Origin of the sequence: Wolbachia endosymbiont (group B) of Camptogramma bilineatum, from assembly GCF_947251825.1 — a bacterium.
Taxonomy (GTDB): domain Bacteria; phylum Pseudomonadota; class Alphaproteobacteria; order Rickettsiales; family Anaplasmataceae; genus Wolbachia.
Map to the genome: position 1 here is coordinate 1144924 of NZ_OX366391.1, position 16455 is coordinate 1161378.

General features: G+C 34.2%; 16 protein-coding genes, 1 tRNA gene and 1 pseudogene. 12 read left to right on the plus strand and 6 right to left on the minus strand.

Features of this window, described 5'->3' with window-relative positions:
* Nucleotides 1-148: 148 nt before the first annotated feature.
* Nucleotides 149-2731: an alanine--tRNA ligase gene (alaS, locus tag OPR44_RS05755; RefSeq protein WP_265014663.1), complete on the minus strand. Its 2583-nt coding sequence runs from the start codon at nucleotides 2729-2731 to the stop codon at nucleotides 149-151.
* A 217-nt stretch (nucleotides 2732-2948) separates the two neighbouring features.
* Here alaS and OPR44_RS05760 point away from each other — a divergent pair, with 217 nt between their 5' ends.
* The 6 genes from OPR44_RS05760 to fmt all read left to right on the plus strand — a co-directional run bounded on the left by OPR44_RS05760 (nucleotide 2949) and on the right by fmt (nucleotide 7201).
* Entirely contained in the window at nucleotides 2949-3788 is an 840-nt protein-coding gene (locus OPR44_RS05760; protein WP_265014664.1) for a hypothetical protein, read from the plus strand.
* 405 nt (nucleotides 3789-4193) lie between these two features.
* On the plus strand, nucleotides 4194-4955 hold the full coding sequence (locus OPR44_RS05765; protein ID WP_264374978.1) for a hypothetical protein: 762 nt from the start codon (nucleotides 4194-4196) through the stop codon (nucleotides 4953-4955).
* Between the two features lie 207 nt (nucleotides 4956-5162).
* Nucleotides 5163-5606: a PAS domain-containing protein gene (locus tag OPR44_RS05770; protein ID WP_265014665.1), complete on the plus strand. Its 444-nt coding sequence runs from the start codon at nucleotides 5163-5165 to the stop codon at nucleotides 5604-5606.
* A gap of 98 nt (nucleotides 5607-5704) precedes the next feature.
* Nucleotides 5705-5911: a 50S ribosomal protein L35 gene (gene rpmI, locus OPR44_RS05775; protein ID WP_010402777.1), complete on the plus strand. Its 207-nt coding sequence runs from the start codon at nucleotides 5705-5707 to the stop codon at nucleotides 5909-5911.
* Nucleotides 5912-5932: 21 nt separating this feature from the next.
* A complete protein-coding gene (gene rplT / locus OPR44_RS05780; protein WP_265014666.1) occupies nucleotides 5933-6289 on the plus strand; it encodes a 50S ribosomal protein L20 in 357 nt (118 codons plus the stop codon).
* A 12-nt stretch (nucleotides 6290-6301) separates the two neighbouring features.
* Nucleotides 6302-7201, plus strand: coding sequence for a methionyl-tRNA formyltransferase (fmt, locus tag OPR44_RS05785; protein WP_265014667.1), 900 nt, complete (start codon nucleotides 6302-6304; stop codon nucleotides 7199-7201).
* Between the two features lie 87 nt (nucleotides 7202-7288).
* Here fmt and OPR44_RS08880 read toward each other — a convergent pair.
* Nucleotides 7289-7429, minus strand: a pseudogene (locus OPR44_RS08880) (WPE palindromic element domain-containing protein); the annotation flags it as partial.
* Nucleotides 7430-7581: 152 nt separating this feature from the next.
* Between OPR44_RS08880 and purH the strand changes: the two are divergent.
* Both purH and OPR44_RS05800 read left to right on the plus strand, forming a co-directional pair.
* On the plus strand, nucleotides 7582-9102 hold the full coding sequence (gene purH, locus OPR44_RS05795; protein ID WP_265014668.1) for a bifunctional phosphoribosylaminoimidazolecarboxamide formyltransferase/IMP cyclohydrolase: 1521 nt from the start codon (nucleotides 7582-7584) through the stop codon (nucleotides 9100-9102).
* Nucleotides 9103-9578: 476 nt separating this feature from the next.
* A tRNA-Asn gene (locus OPR44_RS05800) sits at nucleotides 9579-9650 on the plus strand.
* Between the two features lie 87 nt (nucleotides 9651-9737).
* Here the strand turns inward: OPR44_RS05800 and OPR44_RS05805 are convergent.
* Entirely contained in the window at nucleotides 9738-9935 is a 198-nt protein-coding gene (locus tag OPR44_RS05805; RefSeq protein ID WP_265014669.1) for a hypothetical protein, read from the minus strand.
* A gap of 155 nt (nucleotides 9936-10090) precedes the next feature.
* Nucleotides 10091-10474 carry a leucine-rich repeat domain-containing protein gene (locus tag OPR44_RS05810; protein ID WP_265014670.1) on the minus strand — a complete coding sequence of 128 codons (384 nt, stop codon included), beginning with the start codon at nucleotides 10472-10474 and terminating at the stop codon, nucleotides 10091-10093.
* Nucleotides 10475-10670: 196 nt separating this feature from the next.
* Between OPR44_RS05810 and gpmI the strand changes: the two genes are divergently transcribed.
* Nucleotides 10671-12179: a 2,3-bisphosphoglycerate-independent phosphoglycerate mutase gene (gpmI, locus tag OPR44_RS05815; RefSeq protein ID WP_265014671.1), complete on the plus strand. Its 1509-nt coding sequence runs from the start codon at nucleotides 10671-10673 to the stop codon at nucleotides 12177-12179.
* Nucleotides 12180-12187: 8 nt separating this feature from the next.
* Here gpmI and OPR44_RS05820 read toward each other — a convergent pair whose 3' ends face one another.
* Both OPR44_RS05820 and fabD read right to left on the minus strand, forming a co-directional pair.
* Entirely contained in the window at nucleotides 12188-12919 is a 732-nt protein-coding gene (locus OPR44_RS05820; RefSeq protein WP_265014672.1) for a hypothetical protein, read from the minus strand.
* Between the two features lie 51 nt (nucleotides 12920-12970).
* Complete coding sequence (fabD, locus tag OPR44_RS05825) at nucleotides 12971-13939, minus strand: ACP S-malonyltransferase (RefSeq protein WP_264375247.1); 969 nt, start codon at nucleotides 13937-13939, stop codon at nucleotides 12971-12973.
* Between the two features lie 125 nt (nucleotides 13940-14064).
* Between fabD and rpmE the strand changes: the two genes are divergently transcribed.
* The 3 genes from rpmE (at nucleotide 14065) to OPR44_RS05840 (ending at nucleotide 16348) form a co-directional block, all read left to right on the plus strand.
* Nucleotides 14065-14277, plus strand: coding sequence for a 50S ribosomal protein L31 (gene rpmE / locus OPR44_RS05830; protein ID WP_052264949.1), 213 nt, complete (start codon nucleotides 14065-14067; stop codon nucleotides 14275-14277).
* Nucleotides 14278-14298: 21 nt separating this feature from the next.
* Nucleotides 14299-15084, plus strand: coding sequence for an NAD kinase (locus OPR44_RS05835; protein WP_265014673.1), 786 nt, complete (start codon nucleotides 14299-14301; stop codon nucleotides 15082-15084).
* Between the two features lie 91 nt (nucleotides 15085-15175).
* The gene (locus tag OPR44_RS05840) at nucleotides 15176-16348 is read left to right on the plus strand and encodes a hypothetical protein (protein WP_265014674.1); all 1173 of its coding nucleotides are present in this window, start codon (nucleotides 15176-15178) and stop codon (nucleotides 16346-16348) included.
* Nucleotides 16349-16455: the final 107 nt, after the last annotated feature.

The following is a 16455-nucleotide window of genomic DNA, read 5'->3' on the forward strand; positions in this document are numbered from 1 at the left end:
TGATGAATAAAATGATGTCATTCCAGAGCATGGAGCTGTAATCCAGTTCTTATTACCTGATATGCTCATTTGACAGTTAAGTCTTCTCTACCCCTATTTGCATAATACCTTCGTTCATGGTTAAAAGATACCGAGGTAGTAGGGTGTATTAGTTTTTGCAAGCTGTTATTTTGCTATGGATTGCTGTAATGGCATCATCTATTTTATTGTTATCACAGCCTGTTTGGGCAAGTTCGGCATTTCCACCGCAATCCCTTCTGGTTACAGTAGATACTAGCTCTTTTGCATTGATCTTATTAGTTAAATCTTTACTTACTTTGACAATCAAAACTGTTTTATCCTTTTCTGTTACCATGAAGGCTATTACAGTTTTCGGTTTTTGTTGCTGTAGAGCAAATTCCCTTATTATACTTCCTGGAACGTTATTGAAAGTGTGGCTTACGAAATTTATTCCATTTATTTCGGTACTTTTTACAGTTTCTACACTGATAAGCTTTTTATAAAGATTTTTTATTTTGACTTCAAATTCTTTGCGCTCCTGGCTTAAAATACTGAGTCGACTTATTATTTCATTTACTGGTGCTTTTACGCATTCTGCAACTTTTTTTAAGCTAATTTCGTTATTGCGTACATAATTAATTGCTTCTTGACCGGTTAAAGCTTCAATTCTTCTTACTCGAGATGCAACGGAACATTCTGCTGCTATCTTAAACAAACCAATTTCTCCGGTACGCTCCACGTGTGTACCACCACATAATTCTTTTGAATCTCCAATTTTTACAACCCTAACATTATCACCATATTTTTCACCAAATAAGGCCATCGCTCCTTCGTCTATTGCCTCATCCATACCTTGAACTTTTGTGGACGTAGAAAGATTTTCTCTGATTAGAGAGTTTACTATATCTTCTACTGAAGACAGCTGATCCTGAGTGACTGGCTTATTGTGACTAAAGTCAAATCTTAGTCTATTTGGTGCGACTAGAGAACCTTTTTGAGTAACGTGATCACCTAAGATTTTTCTGAGTGCAAAGTGTAGAAGATGTGTGGCTGAATGATTTCTTCTTAAGTCTTGTCTTCTTTTTTTGTTAATACTAGCTGTAACTGTATCACCTTTACGAACTGAACCAGATTCAACTATACATCTGTGTAAATATAGGTCGTTAATCTTGTTGGTATTTTCAACTGTTAACGTACTTCCATCAGACTTTATAAAATTTCCAGTATCTCCCACCTGTCCACCTGACTCGCCATAAAAAGGTGTTTTATCAAGTATAATAGTTATCTTTTCTCCTTCTTTTGCAGAATCAATCATTTCATTTTTAGGGGAAATTATTGCGAGTACTGTTGCATCCTTTACTTCATCACGTTCATAACCAACAAATTCCGTTTTGCCAAACTGATCGATTAAATTAAACCATACTTGTTCAACAGACTTTTCACCAGATCCAGTCCAATTAGCACGTGCTCTTTCTTTTTGCTCTTTCATTGCATTATCAAAACCTTTTTGGTCAAAATTTATTTTCCTTTCTTTCAAAATATCAAGTGTGATATCCAAAGGAAATCCATAAGTGTCATATAGTTTGAATGCTGATTCTCCAGATAGAGTGTCACCTGATTTTAAATCTGCAGTGAATTTGTCCAAGAGATTAATGCCTTTCATTAAAGTGTCTTTAAAGTTTTCTTCCTCTGATTTTAACGTTGTTTCTATTAAGCTTTTAGCTCTGATTAGCTCTGGATAAGCATCTCCCATATAAGCCAAACTTGTGCCATCTATGAGTGCAGGAAAAACAAGGTTCAATAGAGAATCATTATATCCAAGTGGGTGGATATAACGTACTGCTCTCCTGATCAATCTGCGTAGTACATAATTTCTTCCTTCATTTCCAGGAAGCACTCCTTCTGCGATGAGAAATGCAGCTGCACGAAGGTGATCTGCGATAATCTTATGAGCTACTTTATTTTCCGTATTTCCACAGTACTCTTGCGATTTACTTACCAGAGCAGAAAATAGGTCAATATCATAGTTATCATGAACGTTCTGCATAACAGCTGCTATTCTTTCAAGGCCCATTCCAGTATCGATGCATTTTTTTGGTAATTTTTGTAAATTACCTTCTTCATCTTTATTAAATTCCATGAACACCAGGTTCCAAATTTCAACAATTCTGTCGTCTTCATGCAAATCCTGATTTGCATGATCGTAAAAGATTTCAGAACATGGGCCACATGGACCAGTATTGCCCATGCTCCAAAAGTTATCATCTGTTGTAATTCTTATGATTTTATCATCTGAAAAGCCACTTATCTTACGCCAAATTTCATATGCTTCATCATCAGTGTGGTAAACAGTTATGGATAGTCTGTTTTTATCAAGAGACAATTCTTCAGTAATAAATTTCCACGCAAATTCTATCGCAGTTTCTTTAAAGTAATCACCAAAGCTAAAATTTCCGAGCATTTCAAAAAATGTGTGATGCCGAGATGTATAGCCAACATTTTCAAGATCATTGTGTTTACCACCTGCTCTGAGACACTTTTGACTTGAGACGGCACGTTTCATTTCAGTTTTTTGCGTGCCGGTAAAGATGTTTTTGAACTGTACCATACCAGCATTTGTAAACATGAGTGTTGGATCATGCTCTGGAATCAAAGGAGAAGAAGGAACTTGCTCGTGATTATTATTTACAAAAAATTTTATAAATCTTTCTCTAATTTCGTTTAGCTTCATCGTTTTTACTGAGGTTATCTATGCATAATAAGTTGTAACAGAAGTAAAATCAATTTATCAATCTAAATATTAATATATACATTACTTAGTATAATAAAAGTAACTTTTATATAAAATATTAATAAAAAGATATAGGTTTAAATATTTTATCCACTAACATAGAGAAGTATTTGTTAATTCAAATAATATTTTTGTTAATTAATTTAAGGAGTGTGAAATGCCAAAAAAATTCCAAAACACTAAGAATAGCATACGAAAGAGGGAAATAACAAATAAGCAGGAGATGAATGGTCCAACAATTAGAATTGTATCTGACTTGGAAAGTATAGAGCAAAACAGAAGGGTAGAATTTTTAATTAAAGGAGAGAATTTAACAGTAAAAGACCTCTCTATATCTTCTAGAGCAGCTGAGATAGGCTTGGTTACAGGAATAGTAAATTCAATAGACATTCCTCAAGCAATTCGTGAATCGACAATAGATGGAATTATTTTAGGTCTTAAGAGTGGAGAAATAGAAAAAGGTAAAGAATATAATTATAGAGAATTTAAGAAAATATATCTAAAAAACCTTGTAGATGAATTGGGTAAGGATAGTTCAAAAAAGCTAAAAGAAAGAACTGATGAAAATAGCCAATTGAGAGAATCTACTACTGAAGAAATTGATTATCAGATGCAGGAAGATGTAACTATCGAATCAGCTTCTTTAACAAAACAAGAATTCGATTTTGCATCAAGCAAAGTAACTACTAAAGAGATTAATGACGTAATAAATGAAATAGAAGAATCAAATTCTAGTTATGGAATTACTCCTGAAGATATAAGTAGTGTTTCCCGTTTTGATAGTAATTCACAAGAAGTGTTAGATCATTCTATATTTAATAGCACAGATGTGGAAGGGCCTAAATTACCCGAAATAAATGGAGGACAGTATATAGGAATAGCAGGGATTGCTGGTGGTATATTGGGTGGAGTGCTAGCAGTAGCTTTTGCAGGATTAGGATACTTTGTATGGCATAGAAAAATAGGGAAGGTAGCTACGATGTTGAAAAAGCGATGAAAAACCTTCCTGAACAAGCTCAACTTGAGCATTCCGGATCTACATCAGAAATAGAATCTTTGCTCAGCAATGCTACATCGGTAGCACATCTATCTTCTCAGATTAGTGTCGAGTAAAATTCCAGAGTTTGATGGCACAACAGTGCCATCAACTTAGCTCTTACAGCACTTATATGCTCTGGAACCAAAGGAGAAGAAATTTTCCTATCTTACAAAAAATTTTATAACTCTTTCTCTAATTTTATATCGTTTTTACTAAGGTATAATAAATTGCAATGAGAAATTCAGATATTAATATATGTATTATTTAGTATAATAAAAATATAAAAATCTTAGTGAAAAGATGTGGACTTAAATAATTTATCTTTTATACATAAGGAAATATTGGTCAGCTTGGGGGTCATATATGTCAAGAAGATTTAAAAATACTGTAGGAAAAAAAAGATCAATCAATAAAGAAAAAAGGAATAGATGGATTAGTATTGAATCAGAATTGCGAGATGTAGAACAAAACAGAACAATATATTTTCTATTGGGAGGAGGTGATTTAAAACTTAAGTATGTATGTATGCTTGACGATACATCTTATCGTATTCTTGTTGCTGAAGGAGAAATAGTGCATGCAGAAAATCCAAAAGTGATGATTGATGATATTGTTTCTGATCTCAAGAGTGGGAAAATACGAAGTTATAAAAGATATAATGCCAAAGAGTTTTATGAAAAGTATCTCAAAGAGTTTTTGAGTAATGAGAACTTGCAAAAGCTGGAAGCTGGTGATATTGAAAATACAACAGCAGAACTACCAAACTTAAAACAAGTAATGGAAGAAATGAAAAAATCAAACGCTAGCAATGGAATTACAATGCGAAATATAGAAAGTGTTCAAAATACGACGAATATTTTGGGTAATCCTATGATTCATGATACAAACTTGAGAGAGTTTAAATTATTGGAAACACCTTCAAACGAGAAAAATAATATAGTGTTCACAGTAGGTATGTTAGCAGTAACAGTAGCTTTGGTAGCAGCTATCGCAGCAGCTGTACCATTTAAATGTTGGTTTTATAATAGAAAAAATAAAAGCCATAGTAGTGCTAAGGAAGAAACTCCATCTAGTTATTTATTAAGTGCAATAACTTTAGAAAGTGGAACTAATTCTATTCGTTAGCCAAAATATTGCAAAAATAGAATTTTTTTTTATTTCACAGTTTCATCATTTAATAATTTTTATGCTCTAATTATTATACTTAATTTATCATTACCTGTTGTGTAAACAGGATGAGAATCTTCAATAATCTACATCCTTTAGTAAGAAAAAATCAATACATTCACGATAAATTTACCTCATATCTGTGTTTTATATGTGGAATTTCGAATGGAAAATTATGCAGGCAAAGAAAGAAGAATAGTGAATATAGTTACTCAACATTGGAGTGATATAAAAGGATCAGATAGAGAATGGCCAGAAAGACATGAAATAGACACTGCAGAAATCATGGAGTCATGGCAGCATTGTTTTATCATTGAAGTTAAAGATCGAGGTTATATTTGTGAAAATGCAGGAGAAAAAGCTATTGAATTTTATGGTTTTGAAAAAAAGATGTACATCGATAATAAACATGCAATTGATGCACCATTTTTGCGGCTATATAAAATAGATGCAGTTATTGATAAACTTGAGACTATAATAGAAAGTAAATGCCCAATTAACGAAGAGGAAGAAAGTGAAAGTGTTAAAATGAGGCAAGTATTGTTGCCAATTGGAGATAAAGAAGGTATAACACATATACTGGGTGTGATTACATTCAAGCTGCTTTAAAATACAATTTTAATTTGATTTTTTAATAAAGTTATCTATACTCATACTTAATTACTAATAAAGAACTAAATAGTGGTGTTTGTAAATTTGTTTAGAATATGACGAAAATAAAATTAAAAACCAAATCTTCTGTCAAAAAGCGCTTTCACCTTACAGCTAAGGGTAAAGTCATCTCTACTCAGTCAGGTAAAAGACATGGTATGGTAAAGAGAAGTAAATCTAATATTCGTAATCAGCGTGGTACGACGATTCTTAGTAAATCTGACTCGCGTATAGTTAAGCTTTATATGCCTTATGGTATTTAACAAAATGGAGGTAAAATAAAAATGGCTCGAGTAAAACGTGGAGTCACTACTCATGCTCGTCATAAAAAAATATTGAAACTAGCAAAGGGTTATAGAGGACGGGCAAAAAATTGTTATAGAATTGCATTACAAAGAGTTGAAAAAGCACTCCAATATGCTTACAGAGACAGAAGAACCTGTAAACGTGATTTTCGTGGTTTGTGGATAATACGTATTAATGCAGCAGTAAGAGAACATGGACTTACTTACGGTAGATTTATGCATGGTCTTAAACTTGCTAAAATTGATTTAAATAGGAAAATTCTTGCTGAGATGGTTGTTAATCATAAGGATGATTTTGCTAAATTAATAGAAATTGTAAATAGTAAGTTAGCTTAAAGCAAAAACACCATGAGAATTATTTTCATGGGGTCACCGGAGTTTGCTGTTGGTGCGTTAAACTTACTATTGAAATTACAGAGTGAAATAGTAGCAGTATATACCAAAGCTCCAAAACCTTCTGGACGTGGGCAGAGGTTAACAAAATCCCCAGTACACATCGTTGCTGAAAAAAGTGACATAGAGGTATGTACTCCTGCCTCTTTAAAATCTTCGATAGAGCAAGAAAAGTTTGGAAATTTTAAGCCAGACGTTGCAGTTGTTGCTGCGTATGGATTGATACTTCCAAAAGAAATTTTAAATATTCCCAAATATGGTTGTATTAATATTCATCCATCATTACTGCCTAGGTGGCGCGGTGCAGCTCCGATACAGCACACAATTTTAGCCGGAGATCAAGAAACCGGAGTTAGCATTATGCAGCTAGATGAAGGATTAGATTCTGGCCCTATTTTAAAACAGAAAAAATTTCTTATTGAAAAAAGCGATAATTATAAGACGTTGTATGATAAATTGTCTGAATTAGGTAGTGATTTACTGCTGAAAGTACTAAACGAAATTGAAAAGCAAGTTCCCTTAAAACAGAGCGATAACGATGCGTGTTATGCTGACAAAGTAAAAGACTATAAAATTTACGCAAGTGACGCCTGTGAAATTGCTTATAGAAAGGTTAAAGCATTTTATCCAAAAGCATTCATTAAGGTAGAGAACAAACGTATCAAGATACTTGATGCTGAATTTGAAGCCTTCACTTCAGGACAAGGTGAGATCATTAATGATAATATGCATATAAGTTTAAAAGGTGGTACTTTAATTCCTAAAGTTGTACAAATGGAAGGAAGAAATCCTTGCGATATTAAAGACTTTGTTCGTGGCTTAAAATCAAGTTTAACAAAAAAAATTATAGAATAGACTACTTTGAAGGGAGGGTGAGGAGAGCTAAAGCAACTTCTACAATTTGGTATTCCGCTGCTTGTTAGCGGAATCTACAACAAGATAACGCGTTTTGGTGTACGAACATTGCAATTTGCAGGTAATTTGAGTAATAGATGGTCAGTGCTTGACACTGGAATCCAGTTTCTATTACCTGGTGTGCTCATTTAAAGTGAAGTTTTCTGGATCCCAGTGTCTGGGGACTGGGATGACATCTTTCTTGCTCTCTTGTATCACAATGTTCGTACAGCTATGTGCTTGTTAGCGGAATCTACAACGAGATACCGCAGTAGTATGACGTAGTAGCTATATATAGACAAATTTTCTTTTCTTAGATATAATCTTAAGAAACCTTCCATATGAAAATTAAAAGAGCTTTAATATCAGTATACGATAAGACAAATATAATTGAACTTGCATCGTTTTTGATGCAGCAACAAATAGAAATTCTCTCAACAGGGAATACTTATAAAGTGCTATCAGGTGCGGGAATAAAAACGCAAGAAGTTTCAGATTATACACAATTTCCAGAAATACTAGATGGCAGAGTGAAAACTTTACATCCTAAAATTCATGGAGGAATACTCTGTGATCGAAAAAGGCACGAAAAGGAAATGCAGAATCTAGAAATTAAGCCGATAGATCTGCTTATAACTAACTTATATCCATTTTGGAAAACGGTTAATAGCAACTCAAGTGAGAAGCAAATCATAGAACAAATAGATATAGGTGGAGTAGCATTAATTAGAGCTACAGCAAAAAACTTTCATTTCACTTCAGTGATTTCTAGCATTCAAGATTACGAAACACTGAAAGCTGAGATGATCAAAAATAACAATCAGACAACATTAGAATATAGAAAACATCTAGCAACTAAAGCATTTGCTCTGACTGCACAGTATGATTCTAATATTTACAATTGGTTTTTATCACAGGGTAAAAGCAATGAGTTACCAGAGTTTTTTACTTTATATGGATGTAAAGCACAAGGACTCAGATATGGTGAAAATCCTCATCAAAAAGCTGCATTTTATAGCAATCAATTTAGCAAATATCCACTGGAGAAAATACATGGAAAAGAGTTGAGCTATAATAATATAGTCGACATAGAGTCTGCACTTAACATAATTTCTGAGTTTCAAGAACCTGCAGCAGTGATAATAAAGCACAATAATCCATGTGGCGCTGCTGTTAGTGATAGTGCTTTAAAAGCATATGAAAAAGCTCTATCATGTGATAAAATAAGCAGTTTTGGTGGAATAGTTGCTTTCAATCGGGAGATAGATTTCAAGCTATCAGAGAAATTAAACGAGATATTTTTGGAAGTGGTGATAGCACCATCGGTAAACAAAGAGGCACTAAAAATTTTACAAAAAAAGAAAAATTTAAGAGTGATTATTCATCAATCTCTTCAGCAAAATGCAAAATATCAAATCAAAAATGTTGTTGGCGGGTTCTTAGTGCAAGAAAATAATAACCATACAGTAAAAGTAGAAGAAATAAACCGAGTGACAGAATGCACTACAACAAAAAAAGAGAAGGAAGATCTTATTTTTGCTTGGAAAATATGTAAACATGTAAAATCCAATGCAATAGTGATAGCAAAAGACGGTTGTGCTATTGGCATCGGTGCAGGACAAACAAGCAGAATAGATAGTGTGAATATTGCAGTAAAAAAAGCAGGTGAAAAATGTAAAGGCGCAGCGCTTGCTTCAGATGCATTTTTTCCATTTCCAGATAGTATAGTAGAGAGTGCAAAGCATGGAATTACAGCTATAATTCAGCCAGGTGGCTCATTGAAAGATCAAAACGTGATAGCAGCTGCAAATGAGAATAAAATTGCCATGTTTTTCACTGATGTTCGTAACTTTCTCCATTAAGCTTTGTATCTTGTCAAAATTATACCCACACAGGGCTTTGTTGCATAGCAGCTTATAGGTATGAAAATTGTAGTAAATTTATGTAGTTACTTTAAACTCAACTATACCTATCTGTAATTGTAAGCTGTACTCTTGAGCTCCTGATGCGATTTATAGCAAATCCTAAAATGCCTTGCTGTTTTTCCTTATAGACATTCAGCTTACCTTGTACATTAGTCTATCTGGATGACATTTTACTTTTTCTAGAATATAATAATTCCCTAGAAATTACCCTACTCAATTCTATTGTACCTTGTTTAACATTGAAACATGAGTCTGAAATCTAGAAATTTTTTAAGAACAAAAGTTATTCTAAGTTTTTGTTGGTAAGAAAAACTGGATTACAGCTCCATGCACTGGAATGATATCTAGGTCTAAAGTCTACATAAAAATCGTTTACAATCGGCGTTCAATGTGATAAGTTGAAAGCAGTTTATTCCTCGGTAGCTCAGTGGTAGAGCAGTTGGCTGTTAACCAATTGGTCGCTGGTTCGAATCCGGCCCGGGGAGCACTATTTTATACAATCTGTACATTTCACTTTTAGCCCAAAATTCACTACTTTTTTTTTGTCTATTAAACAGACAAAACGTGTGAAGTTATATAGGTTTAAAGCCTTTACTGTCAAAATGCAAAGATGTCTGCGCTTCACTTAGCTTGCTATCTGGCTCCTCTCCTATTTTTCTTTTATTACATTTCCTTTTTAATTGAGGAAGGACATTTTTTGGCAATGTTTCATCAATACTGCAATAATTGTAAATGAGCGAAGTAAGACGCACCAAATTTCCACTCGCCAAAGTCTGTACATCTCTGTAATTAATGCTGTTATCATATACTTTAAGTGTAATAAGATTTTTAAGGTTTTCACTTGCTGCTAAAGCCTCTGCACCTTCATTACTGATTTCATTCCATCCTAAACTCAGTAAAGTAAGCTTTTGAAGGTTTCCACTTGCTAAAGCTTTTGCCCCCTATCGCCAATTTTATTATCATATAATTTAAGCTCAGTAAGACTTGTAAGATTTCCACTGGTTAAAGCCTCTACATCTTCATCACCAATTCCGTTTCCTCCTAAATCAAGCGAAGTAAGATTTATAAGATTCCCGCTTGCTAAAATCTTTACATATTCTGTAACAACATAACTGCAACTTAGATCAAGTGAAGTAAGATGAGAAAGCTGAGCTAATTCTTTTATAACCTCATAATTAATTTTTGAACATCGTAAAATAAGTCTTGTAATGTTTGTATTGCTTTTTAAAAAGTTTACTAATCTATCAACATTAATTATAGCAGCTGATGTTGCTAAAGTATTACCCTTTACATATTGACTATAACTCATTTGACCTCACTATTAAAGCTATGCAAGTGTTTTAGTAAACACTTCAGCAACTGTCAATCACTTTAATAAAATATTTTATGAAAAACTTCATATACCATTGCCTCCAAGCAGCTTTTTATATCTCTTATTTTAACACAAAAGTTGTGAGAAGAGTTTGTTTTTGTTATCATCGGAGGTTCTCGATGATAACTTTTATATGAACTTTAAATCAGTCGTTTTATGTATATTAGATGGCTGGGGTAATGGAATAGAAAATAGTAAATACAACGCTATTAGCAATTCAAATCCACCTTGTTGGCAACATATTAGCTCTAATTATCCAAAGTGCAGTTTATCTGCCTGTGGAACTGATGTTGGATTACCAGAAGGCCAAATAGGCAATTCAGAAGTTGGTCACATGAATATTGGTAGCGGTAGAGTGGTAATGCAAAGCCTTCAGCGTATTAATCAAGCAATCGAAACGATAGAAAATAATGCAAATCTACAGAATTTTATTAATGATCTAAAAAGTAAGAATGGCATATGCCATATAATGGGATTGATATCAGATGGCGGTGTTCATTCGCATCAAAAGCACATTTCAGCTTTAGCAAACAAGATATCACAGCGCGGAATTAAAGTTGTAATACACGCATTTTTAGATGGCAGAGACACACTGCTAAATTCAGGGAAAAGATGCATTCAAGAATTTACAGAAAGCATAAAGGAAAATGATATAAGAATCGCCACTGTCTCTGGGCGTTATTATGCTATGGACCGTGATAATAGGTGGGAAAGAACAATTGAAGCTTATGAAGCCATCGCATTTGCAAAGGCGCCTCGTTATGATGATGCAGTATCGCTTATTGATAAAAATTATCAAAATAATATAACCGATGAATTTATCAGGCCCGCAATAATAGGCGATTATCAAGGTATAAAACCAGAAGATGGATTGCTATTGGCTAACTTTCGTGCTGATCGAATGATACAATTGGCAAGTATTTGTCTTGGTAAAGCAGGCTATACTGAAGTGGCAAAATTCTCTTCAATTTTAAGTATGATGCAATATAAAGCGGACTTAAAAATCCCTTATCTCTTTCCTCCTGAATCTTTTGCCAACACTTTGGGACAGATAATAGAAGACAATAAACTACAGCAACTGCGCATTGCTGAAACTGAGAAATATGCTCATGTGACTTTCTTCTTCAATTGCGGAAGAGAAGAACCTTTTTCTGGTGAAGAAAGAATACTCATTCCTTCACCAAAAGTTAAAACTTATGACCTGCAGCCTGAAATGTCAGCCTTTGAGCTCACAGAAGAGCTTGTAAAAAAAATTTATTCTCAAGAATTTGCGCTGATAGTTGTAAACTACGCTAACCCTGATATGGTGGGACACACAGGTAATATAAAAGCGGCCGAGCAAGCTGTGCTCGCTGTAGATGATTGCCTTGCAAAAGTACTCAGCGTTGTCAAAGAAGTGGGTAATACTGCACTCATTGTTACAGCAGACCATGGTAATGTGGAATGTATGTTCGATGAAGAAAATAACACACCTCACACAGCGCACACTCTAAATAAAGTTCCATTTATTATATCTTGTGAAAATTTAAAACTGAGAGATGGAAAATCATCTGATATTGCTCCTACTATTTTACAGCTACTTGGACTTAAAAAGCCAAACGAGATGACAGGTAGTTCGTTAGTGCGTTCCATGTTGCTATAACTCTATTGTTAGGGTTGAGGAAATAAAACACTGTGTATAGAAGATAGCATATCTATTTGCTGCTCTAAATGATCATGCTCAGCTTCCACATTAGAGTACCGAATATTATTCTTCCCTACATATACAGATAAAGAACCATCATCTTCAACTGCTTTGTTATTTTGCAATACTATATTAAAAATTTCTTTCTGTTTTAAAGCATCGAACCAATCTTCAACTGTCGTATAGAAAAACTCACCCGTTCCACTTTCCGGACACACTTCTGGAGAAATCTTTAGCACATCATGAGAAAGTGGTGGAGAAAAATAGCTCTTGAATGAGTAGCTGGGAGAATTGTAGTTATTGTGCAGAGCGATAACGTGATCTTGACCAGGAAGTAAAAAATCTAAAATTCTTTCTGCAAAGTTTCTAACAGCTCTCAAAGCATCTTCTGAAACACTGCCAAACTCTCTTAAGCTAGCTTCTGCACCTACATCATCAAACATGCGATTGGGATCGAATTCATACCGCTCACCATTTAAGTAAAATTCTACATTACGCGGAGTACCATCACCATGAGTAATGTATAGCATTCTTCCACCAAACTGCTGGAGTATATGCTCACCAGCCCCTTTTGAAGTTACTTCATTTTGATGCACATTAATAAAATTGATCCCACTTGTATCGCTACTTTTAATAAAAAGCTTAACCGTGGTATCACCCAACGCTAGATCATATTCTTTAGTGTCGATGTTTGACATTCCGCTGCTATCAATAATCAAAGCAAAAAATAGTACAAATTTTACTTTATGTTAGTTATAAGCTTTTATTTTTAAATTTTTTGCTGTCAACATTAATGATTCATTAAAGAAGTTATCAGCATCACTAATGCTACCTATGCTTTTTGTATTGATAGATTGGTCAATTCTTTTAACTAGATTAGATAAAACTTTGTTAGGGCCAACTTCAACAAACTTATTAGTGCCATGGCTTATCATATATAAAACCATCTCTCTCCATCTTACTCTACTTACAACTTGCTTAGCGAGCAAAGCTCTTATGATCTCTGGATCACTTTCTTCCTTAGCTGTAACGTTTGATACAAAAGGAATCGAAGGGCGAGTTATGTTGATGCTTTTTAAAAATTCCAGAAGTTTTTCATCAGCAGGTTTCATAAAAGATGAATGAAAAGGCCCACTAACTTGTAATTTTATCATTTTCTTGACACTTGAGTTTTTGAATAAATCAGGTAAGACCTCAAGAGCCTCTGCAGTACCACTCACCACTACCTGCCCACCACCATTATCGTTTGCAATTTCACAATCAATTTGAGCTGATTTTAATATACCTTCTACTTCGCTTATTTCTGCTCCAAGTAGAGCAAACATTCCACCTTTGCATTTTAGTGAAGCTTCATGCATTGCTTCGCTACGAACTTTTAGCAATTTGACTGCAGACTCAAGCGTCAATGCCCCTGCAGCACACAGCGCTGTATACTCGCCAACTGAATGCCCACAAACATACTGAACGCTGTAAAGAGATTCACCAAATACGTGCTTCATAACACGTAGCGTTGCAATTGACACCGCCATTATAGCTGGCTGAGCGTTTTCCGTGATGGTTAATTTCTCAATAGGGCCATTGAAAATCAAATGAGACAGCTTTCTACCCAATATGTCATCTACTTCATCAAATACGTTCCTTGCAACTGAAAATTCATCATATAAACTCTTTCCCATTCCTACAAATTGGGAGCCCTGACCAGGAAAAGCAAAAATCATAAAAAATTTTTCATTCTTCATTGAGAATACTACTTTATTTATTTTTTGTCAATATTTCACAATAATGATTGACCAAATGAACCAGATTCACTAAAATCTTAGCTGGTAAGAAATTTGTAAGAACAATGGCAGAAATCGATTATCACAAAGTTACTATAGTTATGACAGATGGTCAAGAGTTTGAAACTTATTCCACTTATGGAAAAGAAGGTCAAAGAATAAAGCTTGATAGAGATCCTCTTACTCATCCTGCATGGACTGGAAGTTTGACAAGCGGTTCAGGGGAGAAGGATAGTAAAATAGCTAAGTTTAATGATAAATACGGGAGTTTTTTTTAGTTCCTCCCCTCTTTATTTAACATGTATAAATATAAAAATGTAGGCTATATTGCTTCTTCGCTACCCAAGTCTCAGGAAGTATCTAAACTAATACAGAAACTCAATTTTATCAATATAGCAGAAGCAGGTAAGCATGAAGTTGATCTGCTGATAGTTGTTGGTGGCGATGGTTTTATGCTACGCACCCTACACAACTACGTCATAGGAAATAAAGATATACATGTGTATGGAATAAATACCGGTAACGTCGGATTTTTGATGAATAAATGCTTTGAAGATCTAATTGATCATATAGAACATGCAGTTCCTACTCAGCTAACTTTACTAAAAATGGAAGCCACAGACATAAGTGGCAAAAAACACCGTTACATCGCAGTAAATGAAGTGTATGTCTTTAGAAATGCAAATCAAATAGTAGAGATGAATATTACCATTAATGATAAGCTAAAAGTAGAAAAATTCAGAGGGGATGGCATAATATTGTCTACTCCCACAGGCAGCACTGCATATAACTTCTCTGCCGGCGGGCCAATCTTACCACTCAATTCAAATTTATTTGCACTTACTTCCATAAATAGTTACTACCCAAGGCGTTGGAATGGAGCGCTAATCTCAAATGATACAATAGTGCAAATTGATATCAACGACGTGGAAAATCGTCCAGCACTTGTAGTATCAGATTACAAGGAATTTCCTGATATATCGCAGATAAAAATGCAGAAAGATCACGAAAACACAGTCACTCTGCTTTTTGATAAAGATTGCTCATTAGACGAGAGGATTTTTGATAAGCAATTTTTATACTAAATTCTTCATATTTATCTTTAAATTAGTATTTACCATATCTTAATAATTATAACGTAATCAACACAATATAGTAATTAATTTTGGAGCGAATATGCCTGAATCAGGAAATGGAGAGAACGTCGGAATAAATGGAAACGGTGTGATAAAACAAACAACTCCACCACAACCAAAACCTCGAAAAATAGGGAAACAAACAACCGATGAAAATGAAATTTTACAATCTACAAGTTCGGCTAGCGAATCAAGTTCTGATGAAGAAAGGCAAGAAGAATCGAATGGTGCAAATACAGAACCTATTTATGCATCCATAGAGCAAAATACAGAATCTCCAAAAAAGAGTTCAGATAGTGTATCAGTTAGCAGATCACCTTCTCCTCCACCATCATATCACACAAATGGCTCTGAAGAATCTTTCCTTGGAGATAATAAAAAGACAAACAGATTTTTACAGAAAGTAAAATATACGATGCAAAAGAAGAAAGTTACAATGCCTTTTGTAGGCCTTGTTACGGCGTGTTGTATTACAGCAATCGTTTTAGCTGTGAAGCAAAGAGAATTCATTGGATTCATCGGCAGCATAAATCCTGTTACTATATTTGTCGGAGTATTAGCGTCTTGTTTAGCCTTGGGAATTATGTGGGAATTTATGCAAGCAGTACGTACTAAGGAGCACAAGATCACAAAAAGAGATACTCAAGAAGTTTTAGATGAGATATCAAATACACTTTCAAAAGACGAGGAATGCATCAAATCTTTGGTATTAAAATATAGCAACGGTAATCGTGTTTACTTTACGTTTCACTCTCTTCCAGAAAAAGCAAAAAGTAATCCGAACATCGTAGAACTTACAGGCCAGCCAATCTATTACAAGAGTAAAGTAAATTCATTAATCAATGATAGAATATGGCTTCCTATCTTAGGAACAGTTCTTATTACTGGAAACATAACCTTCCCTTTAGCACTTTATTCAACAGGTGGTTTGAGCAACATAGTAAGTTCATACACAAATCCTACTATTTACTGGCCAATCGTTGCAATTTCAGGCACTCTACTGCTTTTCACTTTAGCTTGCACAATTCATCATTGGAGCAAAACTGATTTTAAAGATTACTTGTTATTAGATACAAAAGATGCTAATAGTGAAAATCCTAATGAAACAGCTATTAAAACTGTAAAAAGCAGTCAAGAAAAGATTAGTTCAAAATTGTTACAAGTAGTTGCTGAACGATGTGGCCATCCAGATATTACTTATATTATTAATTAAATCTGGCTCGTACTTCTTTTTATCGCTATTCCAGTACTGTAACTGCAACGTTTTGAAGATTTACACTTGCTAAGACCTTGCTATTTTGATAGCTTGAGATGATGACA

Bases quoted from the DNA above. Each gene is read 5' to 3' on its own strand.
- rpmI (WP_010402777.1), top strand. From the start codon at position 5,705: ATGACGAAAATAAAATTAAAAACCAAATCTTCTGTCAAAAAGCGCTTT.
- gpmI (WP_265014671.1), top strand. From the start codon at position 10,671: ATGAACTTTAAATCAGTCGTTTTATGTATATTAGATGGCTGGGGTAAT.
- rpmE (WP_052264949.1), top strand. From the start codon at position 14,065: ATGGCAGAAATCGATTATCACAAAGTTACTATAGTTATGACAGATGGT.
- rplT (WP_265014666.1), top strand. From the start codon at position 5,933: ATGGCTCGAGTAAAACGTGGAGTCACTACTCATGCTCGTCATAAAAAA.
- OPR44_RS05810 (WP_265014670.1), bottom strand. From the start codon at position 10,474: ATGAGTTATAGTCAATATGTAAAGGGTAATACTTTAGCAACATCAGCT.
- OPR44_RS05765 (WP_264374978.1), top strand. From the start codon at position 4,194: ATGTCAAGAAGATTTAAAAATACTGTAGGAAAAAAAAGATCAATCAAT.
- fmt (WP_265014667.1), top strand. From the start codon at position 6,302: ATGAGAATTATTTTCATGGGGTCACCGGAGTTTGCTGTTGGTGCGTTA.
- purH (WP_265014668.1), top strand. From the start codon at position 7,582: ATGAAAATTAAAAGAGCTTTAATATCAGTATACGATAAGACAAATATA.
- OPR44_RS05820 (WP_265014672.1), bottom strand. From the start codon at position 12,919: ATGTCAAACATCGACACTAAAGAATATGATCTAGCGTTGGGTGATACC.
- OPR44_RS05835 (WP_265014673.1), top strand. From the start codon at position 14,299: ATGTATAAATATAAAAATGTAGGCTATATTGCTTCTTCGCTACCCAAG.
- fabD (WP_264375247.1), bottom strand. From the start codon at position 13,939: ATGATTTTTGCTTTTCCTGGTCAGGGCTCCCAATTTGTAGGAATGGGA.
- OPR44_RS05770 (WP_265014665.1), top strand. From the start codon at position 5,163: ATGGAAAATTATGCAGGCAAAGAAAGAAGAATAGTGAATATAGTTACT.
- OPR44_RS05840 (WP_265014674.1), top strand. From the start codon at position 15,176: ATGCCTGAATCAGGAAATGGAGAGAACGTCGGAATAAATGGAAACGGT.
- alaS (WP_265014663.1), bottom strand. From the start codon at position 2,731: ATGAAGCTAAACGAAATTAGAGAAAGATTTATAAAATTTTTTGTAAAT.
- OPR44_RS05760 (WP_265014664.1), top strand. From the start codon at position 2,949: ATGCCAAAAAAATTCCAAAACACTAAGAATAGCATACGAAAGAGGGAA.